At 70.4% G+C, this 13907-nt stretch carries 12 protein-coding genes; 5 read left to right on the forward strand and 7 right to left on the reverse strand.

Translation table 11 applies throughout. The annotated features are described in order from the left end of the window. The first annotated feature begins 133 nt into the window (after window positions 1–133). The 3 genes from AB0B90_RS13175 (at window position 134) to AB0B90_RS13185 (ending at window position 3803) form a co-directional block, all read left to right on the forward strand. On the forward strand, window positions 134–1738 hold the full coding sequence (locus tag AB0B90_RS13175; RefSeq protein ID WP_362922590.1) for a M4 family metallopeptidase: 1605 nt from the start codon (window positions 134–136) through the stop codon (window positions 1736–1738). Between the two features lie 324 nt (window positions 1739–2062). Further along, complete coding sequence (locus AB0B90_RS13180; protein ID WP_362922592.1) at window positions 2063–3514, forward strand: MFS transporter; 1452 nt, start codon at window positions 2063–2065, stop codon at window positions 3512–3514. Between the two features lie 97 nt (window positions 3515–3611). Then, window positions 3612–3803 carry a hypothetical protein gene (locus AB0B90_RS13185; protein WP_350948399.1) on the forward strand — a complete coding sequence of 64 codons (192 nt, stop codon included), beginning with the start codon at window positions 3612–3614 and terminating at the stop codon, window positions 3801–3803. A gap of 24 nt (window positions 3804–3827) precedes the next feature. On the opposite strand, the gene AB0B90_RS13190 is transcribed toward AB0B90_RS13185, so the two are convergent. Beyond that, entirely contained in the window at window positions 3828–5204 is a 1377-nt protein-coding gene (locus tag AB0B90_RS13190; RefSeq protein ID WP_350948398.1) for a helix-turn-helix transcriptional regulator, read from the reverse strand. A 641-nt stretch (window positions 5205–5845) separates the two neighbouring features. Between AB0B90_RS13190 and AB0B90_RS13195 the strand changes: the two genes are divergently transcribed. Continuing rightward, a complete protein-coding gene (locus AB0B90_RS13195) occupies window positions 5846–6355 on the forward strand; it encodes an ATP-binding protein (RefSeq protein WP_362922595.1) in 510 nt (169 codons plus the stop codon). 108 nt (window positions 6356–6463) lie between these two features. Here the strand turns inward: AB0B90_RS13195 and AB0B90_RS13200 are convergent, their stop codons facing one another. Together AB0B90_RS13200 and AB0B90_RS13205 are read right to left on the reverse strand one after the other, a co-directional pair. Further along, on the reverse strand, window positions 6464–6748 hold the full coding sequence (locus AB0B90_RS13200) for a DUF1540 domain-containing protein (RefSeq protein ID WP_362922597.1): 285 nt from the start codon (window positions 6746–6748) through the stop codon (window positions 6464–6466). A 337-nt stretch (window positions 6749–7085) separates the two neighbouring features. Then, window positions 7086–8798, reverse strand: a complete 1713-nt coding sequence (locus AB0B90_RS13205; RefSeq protein ID WP_350948392.1) for a right-handed parallel beta-helix repeat-containing protein — start codon at window positions 8796–8798, stop codon at window positions 7086–7088. Between the two features lie 85 nt (window positions 8799–8883). Between AB0B90_RS13205 and AB0B90_RS13210 the strand changes: the two genes are divergently transcribed. After that, entirely contained in the window at window positions 8884–9912 is a 1029-nt protein-coding gene (locus AB0B90_RS13210) for a TetR/AcrR family transcriptional regulator (protein WP_362922600.1), read from the forward strand. 193 nt (window positions 9913–10105) lie between these two features. Here the strand turns inward: AB0B90_RS13210 and AB0B90_RS13215 are convergent, their stop codons facing one another. From AB0B90_RS13215 to AB0B90_RS13230, 4 genes are all read right to left on the reverse strand, one after another. Then, window positions 10106–11215 (reverse strand): LLM class flavin-dependent oxidoreductase, encoded by a 1110-nt coding sequence (locus AB0B90_RS13215; RefSeq protein WP_362922602.1) that lies wholly within the window; start codon window positions 11213–11215, stop codon window positions 10106–10108. Between the two features lie 28 nt (window positions 11216–11243). Further along, window positions 11244–12242 carry an ABC transporter substrate-binding protein gene (locus AB0B90_RS13220; RefSeq protein ID WP_362922604.1) on the reverse strand — a complete coding sequence of 333 codons (999 nt, stop codon included), beginning with the start codon at window positions 12240–12242 and terminating at the stop codon, window positions 11244–11246. Then, window positions 12239–12964, reverse strand: a complete 726-nt coding sequence (locus AB0B90_RS13225; protein ID WP_350948388.1) for an ABC transporter ATP-binding protein — start codon at window positions 12962–12964, stop codon at window positions 12239–12241. The genes AB0B90_RS13220 and AB0B90_RS13225 overlap by 4 nt, the downstream gene beginning before the upstream one ends. Window positions 12965–13095: 131 nt before the next feature. Next, window positions 13096–13884 carry an ABC transporter permease subunit gene (locus AB0B90_RS13230; RefSeq protein ID WP_350948387.1) on the reverse strand — a complete coding sequence of 263 codons (789 nt, stop codon included), beginning with the start codon at window positions 13882–13884 and terminating at the stop codon, window positions 13096–13098. Between the last annotated feature and the right edge of the window lie 23 nt (window positions 13885–13907).

Consider the following 13907-nt stretch of genomic DNA (forward strand, 5'->3'; position numbering starts at 1 on the left):
CCATATCACGACGTTATGGAACTTTGCGAGGTATTCAGCCGCCCATCTCGATGCCACCTTAAAAAAGCCCGGACTTCTTAGGGCTCCTTGCATCCCTCCTACCCCCCAAGGGACATCGAGAGGAATCACCCGCGTGAATCCGAAGGTCAAGCTTGGCGCCGTGGCCGTACTGGTCGTCGCCGCCATGACCACCCCCACGGCGGTGAACGCCGCCACCCCGGCGGACGCCGCCGCAGCCCGAACCGTGTCCGCCGAGCCGCCGGTGTACGCGCCGCCGGACGCGGAAGCTCGCAACCGCGCGGTCACCACCGCCAACGCGACCCTCGCCGCCAGGTCGGAAGCCGTCCTCAAGGGACAGAACGAGAAGTTCACCCTCACCAGGAACATCGCCGGTGCGTACGGCCTGCAGTACCTCACCTACGCGCGCACCTACCGCGGGCTGCCGGTCTACGGCGGTGAGGTGATCGTCTCCACCGACAGGGCAGGAGAGCTCGTCGGGTCCGTGAGCTCGGGCCAGCAGTCCAGGATCACGATCGACGTCACGAGCAAGGTGGACGCCGCCACGGCGACCGCCACCGCCCGCGCGCAGCTGCCCGTCGTGGAGAGCGCGACCGCGCCCAAGCTGCTCGTGCACGCCACCACCACGACGCCCAGACTGGCCTGGGAGGTGGTCGTCACCGGCGCCACCGCCGAGGCTCCGAGCGTCCTGCACGTCTTCGTGGACGCCCTCGACGGATCGGTCTTCGACTCCTACGACGACGTGCACGCCGGAACCGGCAACAGCTACTACAACGGCAACCCGGTGACCATCCAGACCTCGGGCTCGGGCAGCTCGTACTCGATGACCGACACCACCCGGCCCGGCCTGCGCTGCGGCGGCCAGAACGGTTCGGCCTACACCGGGACCGACGACCTCTGGGGCAACGGCTCGGGCACCAACCTGGAGACCGCCTGCGTCGACGCGTTGTACGCGGCCCAGACCGAATGGAACATGCTCAGCAGCTGGCTGGGCCGCAACGGGTTCACCGGCTCCGGCGGCGCCTTCCCGGCCCGGGTCGGCCTGAACGACGTCAACGCCTACTGGAACGGCAGCTACACCAGCTTCGGGCGCAACTCGGCGAACACCAGGCAGGCCACCCCGATGGACGTGGTCGGCCACGAGTACGGCCACGGCATCTTCCAGTACTCCGGCGGCAGCGGGGGCAGCGGCAACGAGGCCGGTGGCCTGAACGAGTCGACCGGTGACATCTTCGGCGCGCTGACCGAGCACTACGCCAACCAGCCCGCCTCCCTCGACCCGCCGGACTACCTGGTGGGCGAGGAGGTCAACCTGACCGGCTCGGGCGAGATCCGCAACATGTACAACCCCTCGGCCAAGGGACACCCGAACTGCTACAGCTCCTCCATCCCCTCCACCGCGGTCCACGCGGCGGCGGGCCCGCAGAACCACTGGTTCTACCTGCTCGCCGAGGGCACCAACCCGGTGGGCAAGCCGGCCAGCACCGTCTGCTCGGGTCCGACGACCCTGACGGGCATCGGCATCCAGAAGGCCGGCCGGATCTTCCAGGCCGGGCTGAACACCAAGACCTCCCCGTGGACGCACGCCAAGGCGCGCCTCGCCACCGTGGCGGCCGCCAAGTCGCTCTACCCGGGCGGCTGCACCGAGGTGAACGCGGTCAAGGCCGCCTGGACCGCGGTGAACGTCCCGGCCACGAGCAGTGAGGTGTCGTGTCCGTGACGTGAGGTGCTCCCAGCGCCGACGGTGACCTCCGGCCCTCGCGGACCCGGAAACCACCCTGGCGTGAGGACTTCCCCCCGGCCCTCGCGGGCACATCCGTGATGGCCGGGGAATCACCCCGGCGTGAGAACTCTCCCCCGGCCCTCGCGGGCACACCCGCGAGGGCCGGATCACGCTCCGGGGCGCGAACCATGATTGGAAAGGCTACAAAGGGTACATACGCCCTGCTAAAAGGCGGAAAGCGCGACCGAAGACGGGGAACGGGGCGGTCATGAAGATCCTCAGCCGATCACGGGCCGGAGCGCCGCTCCCCCATACGACCGGATGAGCACCGGCCCCGACAGGACGACGTCCCCCCGGCATCGCGAGGGAGCCGATCCGCGCCGCTGGAAGGCGCTCACCGTCTGCCTCGTCGCCGGTTTCATGACCCTGCTGGACGTCAGCATCGTCAACGTGGCGCTGCCCTCCATCCGTACCGGGCTGGAGGCCCCGCAGAGCACCCTGCAGTGGGTGGTCTCCGGGTACGCGCTCACCTTCGGGCTGGTGCTCGTCCCCGCCGGGCGGTTCGGCGACACGCACGGCCGGCGCAACGCGTTCGTCTTCGGCGTCGTACTGTTCACCGCGGCGAGCGCGGCGGCCGGGCTCGCCCAGAACCCGACCTTGCTGGTCGTCGCGAGACTCGTGCAGGGGATCGCGGGCGGAGTGATCAATCCGCAGGTCAGCGGGCTGATCCAGCAGCTCTTCCGTGGAGCGGAGCGAGGCCGGGCGTTCGGGATGCTGGGCACCGTCATCGGCATCTCGACCGCGATCGGCCCGCTGCTCGGCGGGGCGCTCATCAACCTCGGCGGCGACACCGACGGCTGGCGCCTCGTCTTCTACGTCAACGTGCCGATCGGCGCCTTGGCCGTCGTCCTGGCCTACCGCTACATCCGGCCCGCCGCCAAGGAGTCCCGCCCCCGGCAGACCATGGACCCGGTGGGCGTGCTGCTGCTCGCCGCCTGCGTCCTGCTGGTGCTCCTGCCACTCGTCGAGGGTCAGGAGTGGGGCGCCTCGGCCAGGTGGCCGTCCCTGCTCGCCGGGCTCGCCCTGCTCGCGGCCTTCGTGGCCTGGGAGCGCCGGTACGGGCGGCACCACCAGCCGGTCGTCGACCTGTCCCTGTTCCGCAGGCGCTCGTACGCGCTCGGCGCCCTGCTCGGGGCGCTCTACTTCGCGGGCTTCACCGCGATCTTCTTCATCCTCACCCTGTACCTGCAGAACGGCCTGGGCTACTCGGCCCTGGAGGCGGGACTGGCGACCACGCCGTTCGCGGCGGGCTCGGCCGTGACCTCCCTGTTCAGCGGCAGGTTCGTCACCCGGCTCGGCCGCCCGCTGGTGGTGGCCGGGCTCGTGACGGTCGCGGTCTCCCTCGCCGTCACCGCGCTCGCGGTGGAACTCGTCCCCGGCCCCCACGTGGCCTGGGCCACCGCGGTCCCGCTGCTCCTCGCCGGCCTGGGCAGCGGCCTGGTGATCTCCCCGAACCAGACGCTCACCCTGTCGGAGGTGCCGGTCCCCGAAGCGGGCACTGCCGGGGGCGTACTCCAGACAGGGCAGCGCATCGGCGCCGCCGTCGGCATCGCGGCGATCGGCTCGGTGTTCCTCTCCGAGGTCGCCTCCTCGGGCGGCGAGTACGCGACGGCGTTCCGGCACTCACTGCTGGTCACCATCGCCTTCGTACTGGTCGCGCTGATCGTGGCCGTCACCGACGTGATCGCCTCCCGCCGTCCCTCCCGCACCTGAGCCCCGCCTCGACCGCGCCGCGCTCACTCACCCGCAAACCCCCGACTGTCTTTATGTGATCGAATAAGCTCTCTTCGTGACCGTTTGCACTGGGGGCATGAGCGGACCGGCGGACGCATCTGACACGGACGCCATCGACTACGAGGCCATCCGGCGGCGCTTTCCCTGGGTCGGCTGCTTCGACAGCGGCGGGAACGACTTTTCGTCCCGCTACCGCGACATGATGGCCGAGGCCCTTCGCGACCGGGAGATCGTTGAGGCGATCGACGCCGCCCGGCACCGTCTGTGAACAACAACCTCAAGGTCGCCCCGGTCAGGCGGCGAGCTCTCTGTTCAGGTGATCCCGGAACTCTCGAACCATCACGCTGTCCCCGTACGGCTCAAGCTGTCCGGCGAACCGCTGAAGACGCTCTACCGTGCGAGCGGAGGTCAGCGTCTTGGTCGCCGGGATGGCGGCCCGCGCGCAGGCAAGGGCTTGGTCCAGCTCGCCCATTCCCAGGTACGCCCCAGCGGCACTAAGCCGGTTGATCTGGGCGGATCGAGGAAGGCGCTCACTGAATTCGGTCACCGCCGCTTCCGCGCAAGCCGCCGCCCGCGCATAGTCACCCAGAAGCCGCCAGCACCCGCCTGCCTGTCCGTTCAGCTCCACCTCGTCGTACTTGCCGACCCACTCCGGATCACGGTCAGTGGCCCCTTGGGCATAGGCGCGCTCGACTTCGACGAGCAGTCGCTCGACCTGCTTGGCGCTGTGTCGATCGTGGCTCTCAGCCGGTTTGGTCTGCAAGGCCGTTGCCCTGGCCTCCCTCGCCAGCATCACGGCCATGACGCGAGGGGGTGCCTCAGCCCGGCGAGCGGTGTCGACGGCGGCTCGGGCCAGCCAGACTGCCCAGGCCCCCTGCTCCAGATGAATGGCCTGCAAGGTCAGCGTCGCCAGCACCCAGGCACCGGTCAGCGGGTCGTCGGCGTTCTTGGCCAGCCGCAGCGCCTGGCCGAAGTGCTGCTGGGCCTGGCCGTGCCGGTTCAGGTCGAAGGCCGTCCAGCCCGCGAGCCAGGTCATCCCGGCCGCCGCCGTCATCAGCTCGGAGCCCACCCGCTCGTCGTAACGACCCCGCAGCAGCGGCGCCACGGTCTCGTGCAGGTATTTGACCACCACCGGGCGTACCAGCCCGGCCCCGAACCGCTGGTCTATCTGGCCGAACGCCTTCTGTGCCTCGACGATCCGCGCCACGTCGGCGAGACCCACCTCGCGTCCCTCGTCCTGCCGGGCGGCCGACGCGGTCGGGGTGCCGTAGTTCCAGGAGACCAGCCACTCGCCCAGGGCTCCGGGCACGAACGGCAGCGAGGCCAGTAGGTGACGCCGGGACGGGTCCATCTCCAACCTCCACAGAAGCGCGGCCGATTTCACGGTAGCCGCCGGTGAGTCGTCGTCACAGCCCGCGATCGGCCACGATGATGTCTCCCCGTAGGACCACCCGTCTATCCACCGTTCGACCTCGACCGCCTCGACCCCGAACACGGCGGCGATCAGCGGCCGGTAGCAGGCACGCACCCCCTGCTCTCCGCGCTCCCAGCGCGCCCAGGTCGTCGGCGTCACCCCGAGCGCCTCCGCCGCCGCCTCCTGGCTCATCCCCCGCTGCACCCGCGCGCTGACCAGCTCAGGACGAGCCCTACGACTCCGCGACCCACCCATGCCACTCTCCTTCGGTATCCGAATGACTACCCATTGTGATGAAGGAGAGTCGTCGCACACCACCCCGCCAAGAAGAACGACCAGAAACCGACCAGCCCACACGAGTGAACGCAAGACGGCATTCCACCTCGGCGTCGAAGTGGAGCGTCAACAGGTCGCCGAACGTCTCCTCGATCTGGTCAAGGCGCCGCACCTGGGTATGCGCAGGACGTCGCAGCCCCGGCCCTTCGACCTCGAGCGCCCACCAGCCGTCGAACCGTCGAGCCGTGCCCCTGAATTCACCTACCTGCTCACCCCGTTCCATTCGACACAGCCAAAGCCTGTTACCACCGCTGCGGCAACAGGCTTGCCCATACGTCCGCACAGGTTCGCTTTGCGCCAGATTTGATGTCGAATAACCGTCTGAACTGGGGAAACGACCAAGGGCCTGCCACGCTGGACATGGCGTTCCCTGAGCCTTGGCAAACGAGCAGCACCCGATCTTCACGCCGCTACGCCCGTCGCGTTTCCTGCTGTCCACAGTCACCGACAGCGAACGGAGCGTGCTCATGCGGCCATCCGGCGGCATCCCCCACGGTGCCCAGGAGCATCCCGGCGAGGATCCGGCCTTCCCTCCGGATCACGACCGAGGAGGCGGCTTGATGGGACAACACGCCGGTGTGATGGAAGGCGGCGACGTTCGCGTACTGGTCAAGATCCTTCAGCCGGGCTCGGCCTCACGTCGCGCCCGCGCCGTGCTCCGGGAGGTGCTCAGGGAGGCCGGTCTGGACGACGAGGCCGTCTCCGACGCGGAGACCATCGTGGCGGAGCTGGCCGCCAACGCCGAGAGGCACGCCCGTCCCCCGTACGAGCTGCGCGTCCTCAGTCTGGACGGCGTCCCCACCTGGTGCGAGGTCGTCGACGGCGACCCCGACCTCCACGAGGTCCGCATCATCCTCGACCTTCTCGACTCGGTGGAGGAGATCGGCCTGCCCCTGCTCACCGAGAACGGCCGCGGCCTGCTCCTGGTCCACCGGCTCTCCCAAGGGCGGTGCCACGTCCACCCCGCCACGACCCACACCACCGGCACCCCCGGCAAGGCCGTCACCTTCGCCCTGCCCACCCGACGTCGATCCTGCCCCGCGATCCGTCACGATGATCGATCACCATGACGGCCCCGCTGTTTTGACAGGTGACGAGCGCAGCAGAACAAGAGGTGCGGCTCGTCACCGAACGGCTCGGCCCGGTCCTGCCGTCGTCCTGATCCGGGCCGCCCGGGGTCAGGCGGGCGCGTAGGTGAGGCAGTCGATGTCCTGCTGGGCGTAGCCGACGACGATGCCGGACGCCTGGCACTCGTACTGGACGTTGTGCTGACAGTCGGCCATCTTGCAGGCGCCGACGCGGCCGGTGTGGGCCGGGTCGCCCCCCTTCGAAGGGACCTTGAAGAAGGTCTCGCACTCGGCGTGGCTGCTGTTGCCGACCGTGATGGCGAGGGCGTGGCAGCTGTGCGCGGTGTTGTACGCGCACGCCTCGACCTGGCACTCGTTGACCGCGGGCATCTCCATGACTGAACTCTCCTCGCTCGGGCCGCTCCCAGGCTCGACGAGCCGTCGCCCAGTGATGTGTCGGTGTCACCCGGTTGCGGCACCGGCGTGTCCCCCGGTCAGCGTCCGGGACGTCGGCCCGCCTCGCGCCGCGCCATGTCACGGCTGCCGATGCTCACGGCAGGACATGGCGCGGCCCGTGCCCGCGTACGGGCACCGGGACTATCCCGTCTCATACCGCGCCCGCGTCGGCTTCACGCTCCCGGCGATCCCAAGGCTTCTCCAAGAGAGCCGGGCCGTTCGTTTCGCGTACGACGGGTTTGGATGGCGGCCGACGGTGCCCGGGGAGCGCCCGCGGTCACCGGTCCAGCAGGTGGGCGTAGCCGGGCTCCAGGCCGGCCCGCGCGGCGATCTCCGCCGTGCGGACCTCGAAGTCCTTCTCGTCGGCCAGTGTCGCGTTGTCCTCCAGGGTGACGCCCTGCGGCGGGTCGTCCCAGCCCACGGGGTCGGCGTCCCAGACGTTGCCTCGGAAGACGACGTTCTCCAGCGGCGGCCAGACCTGCAGGACGGCGGTGTTGTCGGCGCGCTGGACGGCGTTGTCCTCGACGGTGACCCAGGCGGCGCCGTAGTCGGTGTAGAGCGCGAAGTTGTACGGCGTGAGCGTGTCGCGCACGACGTTGCCTCGGATCACCGCGCCGTTGTCGTGGGAGTCGCCCTGCGGGCCCGACAGGTAGATGCCGCCGCCGTCGGCCAGCACCTTCAGCGTGTTGAAGGTGAGGTTGCGCAGGATCCGGGTGCTCTTACCGACGCCGGCCACGATGCCGCAGTGCGGGACGTCGTTCACCTGGTTGTGCGCGATCGTGGAGTCCTCGCTCGCGCTCACCGCGATGCCGGGCGCGCCGGAGTACTCCAGGCCGATGTCGTGGATCCAGTTGTTCTCGACCGTGGCGCCGCGGCTCCCGCTGATCGAGATCCCGCCTCCGCAGACGCCCTCGAACACGTTGCCTCGCACCAGGATGCCGGTGCTGTCGCCGGAGAACCGCAGGGCCGTGGCGCCCAGCCTGGTGAAGCGGCAGTCTTCGACCGAGGCGCTTCCCGCGCCCTCGAACACGACGTTCGCGGGGATCGCCAGCGACTCCCCGGGGACCGTCACCCACGCGCCCTCGCCGAACGACACCTTTTCGATGGGGCCGCCGTCGTAGTAGCCGCTGCCGTGGTAGTGCAGAAAACCTTCGGGACGACTCGGTCGCATCCAGGTGGCGTCGGCGAAGGTGATGCCCAGGAAGGCGACGTCGCGGGCCCCGGTGACGTTGACCAGTTCCTCCAGCACGGGTGCGACGACCTCCGTCCGCCCGGGATCCTCGCCGGGGCGCGGCCGGTAGTGCAGGACGTGGTGGCCGGGGCGGGACCTGTCGAGGGCGAAGGTGCCGGGCTCGGTCAGGAAGCCCACACCGTTCTCCACCCGGGTCGGCAGGCCGGGGCCGTGGGATTCGATGCTCTCCCACGGGACGGCCGAGTTGTAGAGGTCGATCGCCCAGGCGAAGGCGGGCTGGGCCATGGTGATGACGGTCGAGTGCTCGTCGCCCTCGACGGCGGCGACACCGAAGCGGGCCTCGGTCCACGGGTAGACGCCGCGCAGGACGAACTCGACGTCGCCGGGGTTTCCCCAGCCCTGGGGGGCCGTGCTGTCGGTGACGTAACCCGTGTCGGTTCTGGTGACGTTCCCGGGAATCGTGTCGATCGCGGCTCGTTCGGCCCTGCGTCCGTCGACGTGGAGCTGCCGGGTGTCGAGGTCGCCGACCTCGGCCAGCCACACACCGTCCCGCTCCTGCCAGCCGGTGATCACTCTGCCTCCGCTGATGACGGCCTCACCCACGGCCCGGTAGGTCACGCCGGAGTCGGCCTCGGTGAGCCGGAAGGTTTCCGCGAGCCTGTGGGTGCCCGCCAGCAGGTTGACCACGGTGCCGGTGCCGCGTGCCAGGTCACGGGCGCGGGCGAGGCTCGCGAGGGGCTGTCTGCGGGTGCCGGGCCAGGCGTCGTCGCCGGATGGGGAGACGTAGAGCTCACTCAAGGAACACTCCTCGTTTATAATGTAAACAGCGTTATACAGCATAAACAGATATTGGGTCCGAGCGTCAAGCCGGAAGGAGGACGGGGTGGCCGTCGAGGAGGGTCCCGACCGGACGGTCGAACTGCTGTGGCGAAAGCCGCGGGACGCCGCGCCGAGACAGGGGCTGAGCGTCGACGCGATCGTGCGCGCGGCCGTCGAGATCGCCGACACCGAAGGGATCGAGGCGCTGTCCATGCGCCGGGTCGGCGAACGGCTCGGCTTCACCAGCATGTCGCTCTACCGGCACGTACCGGGAAAGGCGCAGCTCGTCGAGTTGATGTGCGACGCGGTGCTGGCCGACACCACGCCGGGTGCCGCGCCGGGCACGGGTGGCGCGTCAGGTCAGGCCGCGGGTGACGCGGGGAGCACGTCAGGCGGGGCGGAGGCGGCGGGGACGACGGAGGCGGCGGGGACGACGGAGGCGGCGACGGGCGAGACCGTCGCGGCGGCGGGAACCTCGGTGAGCACGGCGCACGGGTGGCGCGAGGCGCTCGAAGGATGGGCGCGGCGCGGCTGGGCTCTGCGCCTGCGCCACCCCTGGCTGGCCGGGACGCGCGGCAGCCGGCACATCCCGGGACCGAACTCCGTCGCCAACTTCGAGTACGCGCTCAGCACCGTGGCGAAGAGCGGCCTGAAGCCCGCCGAGATGGTCGCCGTGGTGGGCCTCGTCGGCCGGTTCGTGGACAGCGAGGCGGCGAGGGCCGCGGAGATCGCCAGGGTAGAGCGGCACACCGGGGTCTCCGAGGAGGAGTGGTGGGGAGCCAGGCAGTCCCTGTACGAGAACCTCCACCGCTATCCCACGCTGACCCACATCTGGGAGGCGGGCGGTTACGACGAGCCGGAGGACTCCTTCGAGTTCGGCCTGCGGCGCGTGCTGGACGGCGTCGAGGCTCTGATTCGTGAGCGTGATGCAATGCGTGACGAAAGAGCTTTGTGCGTGATGTGCGGAACGACCCTGGACCGGGCCGAGGCGGGTCGCCCGCGGGCCTACTGCTCGCGGGCCTGCCAGCAACGCGCCTACCGCAGGCGCCACCGCTCCACACAGCGACCGGGCGACCCGCCGGACCGCACCTGACCCGCTCGAACGGGTCCTCACCGAACGGGGCCCCGGCCGGTCACCCCCCGGCGAGGTACGGCCGGACAGGTTCCAAGCCGGGCCGGTTGCAGCCGGGATTCGCGGCCGGGCCGGTTTCAGCCAGGCCGCGAATCCCGTGGCGTTCCGCGAAGCGGACCGCGGTCGGCGAACCCGGCCACGACCGCCCTCGTGCTCACCTCGACGCGGGTGCGGCGGCGAACCGGGGAAGCACGTTCTCACCGAACCAGTACGACTCCTCCAGATGGGGGTAGCCGGACAGGACGAACTCCTCGATGCCGAGCGAGGCGTACTCCTCGATCCGCTCGGCGACCTGGGAGTGGCTGCCCACCAGCGCGGTCCCGGCGCCGCCCCTGACGAGACCGACCCCGGCCCAGAGGTTCGGGTGGATCTCCAGGTCGCGGGCGCCGCCACCGGTGAAGCCCTCGTGCAGTTCCAGCATGCGTTTCTGGCCGACCGACTCGCTGCGGCCCAGCAGCTTCCTGGCCGAGACGATGTCGGCCGGGTCGATGGCGGCCAGCAGTCGCTCGGCCTCCGCCCAGGCGTCGCGTTCGGTGTCGCGGGTGATCACGTGCAGCCGGATGCCGAAGCGGAGCTTGCGGCCCTGCTCCTCGGCCAGCCCGCGGATCCACTCGATCTTCCTCGCGACCTGTTCCGGTGGCTCGCCCCAGGTGAGGTAGACGTCCACGTGCCTGGCCGCGACCGGTCCCGCCGCCTGCGAGGAGCCGCCGAAGTAGATCTCCGGGACGGGGTCCGGCGTCTCGGAGACCATCGCGCCCTCGACGCGGTAGTGCATGCCGTCGAAGTCGTACGGGGTGCCGCTCCACGCTCCGCGCACGATCGAGAGGAACTCGTCGGTGCGCTCGTAGCGTTCGTCTTTGGACAGGTGGTCGCCGAACCTGGCCTGCTCGACGGTCTCCCCGCCGGTCACCACGTTGAGCAGGAGCCTGCCGCGCGAGAGCCGCTGGTAGGTGGCGGCCATCTGCGCGGCCAGCGTCGGGGACATGAAGCCCGGCCGGAACGCGACGAGAAATTTCAGCCGCTCGGTCTCGCGGGTCAGCGCGGCGGTGACCAGCCAGGCGTCCTCGCACCAGGTGCCGGTCGGGGTGAGGACGGCCTCGAAGCCGAGTTGCTCGGCGGAGCGGGCGACCTGCGCCAGGTATTCGATGTCCGGCGCGCGGAACGCCGCCGCCTCGGAGCGGCCGTGCCCCCTGGCGAGGCCGTGGCCGCCCCCGGTGAGGACCCGGCTGTCGCCGGCGGTGGGCAGGAACCAGTGGAACTTCATCGAGTGCCTCCGGGCCTCGGATGGGATGTCACGAGGGGTTCTCCAGGGTGGCGTCGAAGCGGGTGTCGACGACGTCGGCGAACGTGATGGACACCGGGATGAGCTTCTCCTCGCTGAAGGCGTCGGCCACGAGCTGCTCGCGTTCGACGACGTCCCCGGCGAGCTTGAGGTCCCGGTACGAACTGCGCTTGATCGCCGTGCCGACGATCCCCTGGTCCAGGCCGGTGAGCTCGGAGAAGACCTTGCTCCACTCGTCCTGGTGTTCGTTGGCCCACTGGTGCGCCTTGCGGATTCGCGCCACCCAGTCTCCCAGCGCCGCCGTGCGGGCCGGGTCGGCGAGGACGTCCTTGCCCGTGATCTGGAACTCGAAGCCGTTGGCGTAGCCCTCGCCGTCGACCAGGATGCGCGCCTTGGTCTGCGCCTCGGCCTGGGCGGTGTAGGGATCCCAGATGGCCCAGGCGTCGATCTTGCCGGAGGAGAGCGCGGCCAGGGCGTCCGGTGGCTGGAGATACTGGGGCTGGATGTCGCCGAAGCCCAGCCCCTCCTTCTTCAGCACGGCGAGCAGGTGGAAGTTCGCGGAGCTGCCCTTGGCCACGGCGACGCGCTTACCGCGCAGGTCGGCCGGGGTCTTGATGGGCGAGTCCGCGGGGACGACGACGGCCTGGCCACCGAGCCCCTTCTCGGCGACCGCGACGACGGAGATCTTCGCGCCCGCTGCGGCGGCGAAGACCGGCGGGGCGTTGCCCACCGCGCCGAAGTCCAGGGAACCGGCGTTGATGGCCTCCAGGATCGGCGGCCCCGAGGTGAACTGGGACCAGGTCACCTTGTACTTGACGTCGTCGAGCTGGCCGGCCGCGGTCAGCAGCGCCTGCAGACCCGTGCCCTTCTGGTCGCCGACGCGCAGCGTCACCTGGGACAGGTCGATCGAGCCGTCGGCCCGGGCGCCCTGTTCCTCCCCCGCCCCGCAGGCCGCGGTGACGGTGAGGAGCAGTGCCGCGGCGATCAGGGCGGTGACACGACGTTTCATGCGGTTCCTTCCGGGGTGACGCCCAGCCGGTCGAGCAGGGTGGAGCGCAGTGCGATGAGGTCGGGGTGGTCGCGGTGGCGGGGCCGGGGCAGTTCGATCCGGGACTCGTGGGCGACGGTGCCTCCGTCGAGTACCAGGACGCGGTCGGCCAGCAGCATGGCCTCGTCCACGTCGTGGGTGACGAGCAGGATGCCGGGGCGGTGCCTCTCCCACAGGTCGAGTACGAGGCGGTGGATGGTGATGCGGGTCAGCGCGTCCAGGGCGCTGAACGGCTCGTCGAGCAGGAGCAGACCGGGCTCGCGGACCAGTGCCCTGGCCAGGGAGGCCCGCTGGGCCTCCCCGCCCGACAGGGTGAGCGGCCAGGCGTCGCTCAGCCCGCCGAGACCGACCTCCTCCAGCGCGGCCCGCGCGGCGGCGTCCGGGTCGGGGGCGCGAAGACCGAGGGCGACGTTGGCCAGGACCCGCTTCCACGGCACCAGCCGGGGTTCCTGGAAGGCCACGGCGACAGTGCCTCCGACGCCTCCGACGCCTCCGACGCCTCCGACCTCGACCTCGCCCTCGGCGCCGGGGTCGAGCCCCGCGAGCACCCGCAGGAGGGTGGACTTGCCGGAACCGCTGCGGCCGAGCAGGGCGACGAACTCGCCCCGGCCGATCTCCAGGTCGACCCCGTCGAGGACCCTTCGCCGCCCGAAATCCCTGGTGAGGCCCCTGACAGCCGCCACCGGAGCCGCCGTGGCGGGCCGACTCTCGGTGCGGGACGACGCTTTCACGAAGGTCTGCGGCTCGGTCCGCGAAGGCGTCCTCGCCGGCGGCCGGGAATCGGTGCGCGAAGGCGTCTCCGTACGGGACGAGGTCAGCGTGACAGGAAATTCTGCCGCCATGACAGGGCCCTCCTCTCCAGCAGGCGCACCAGCGCGTCCGTCAGCAGGCCGAGGACCGCGTAGACGATCAGACCGACGACGACCACGTCGGTGCGCAGGAACTCCCGGGCGTTGTTGATCATGTATCCCAGTCCGGCGTCCGCGTTGATCTGCTCGGCCACGATCAGCGCCAGCCAGGCCACGCCCAGGCTCTGCCGCAGGCCGACGAGCGTCTGGGCGAGCGCGCCCGGCAGGACGATGTGGGCGATCGTCTCGGTACGGCTCAGCCGCAGCACCCGGGCCACCTCGGCGAGTTTGCCGTCGACGCCGCGGATCCCGGAGAAGGTGTTGAGGTAGAGCGGGAAGAGCACACCGAGGGCGACCAGGGCCACCTTGGGGGTCTCCCCGATGCCGAACCACAGGATGAACAGCGGGATCAGGCCGAAAAGCGGAAGCGCTCGCAGCATCTGCAGCGGCGGGTCGACGGCGTTCTCACCGACGCGGCTGAGCCCGGCGACCAGGGCGAGGCCGACTCCGGCGACCGCGCCGAGGGTGAAGCCGATCGCGGCCCGCTGGAGCGAGACGGCGATCGCCTCGGGCAGGACCCCTTCCTGGACGAGCCCGGCGGCGGTGGTGAGGATCTTGGCGGGTGAGGCGAGGAGCCGTTCCTCTAGGAGTCCGGCGGTGCTGGCGACCTGCCAGACGACGACGATGACCAGAGGGCTGGCGAGACGCTGCCAGGCGGTGGCGGAGAGAAGGGGGACGCGTGACCGTGTTCGCACGGCCCGTTGTCGTATCCCCGCGT

It is taken from the genome of Streptosporangium sp. NPDC049078 (assembly GCF_040648855.1).
Lineage (GTDB): Bacteria > Actinomycetota > Actinomycetes > Streptosporangiales > Streptosporangiaceae > Streptosporangium.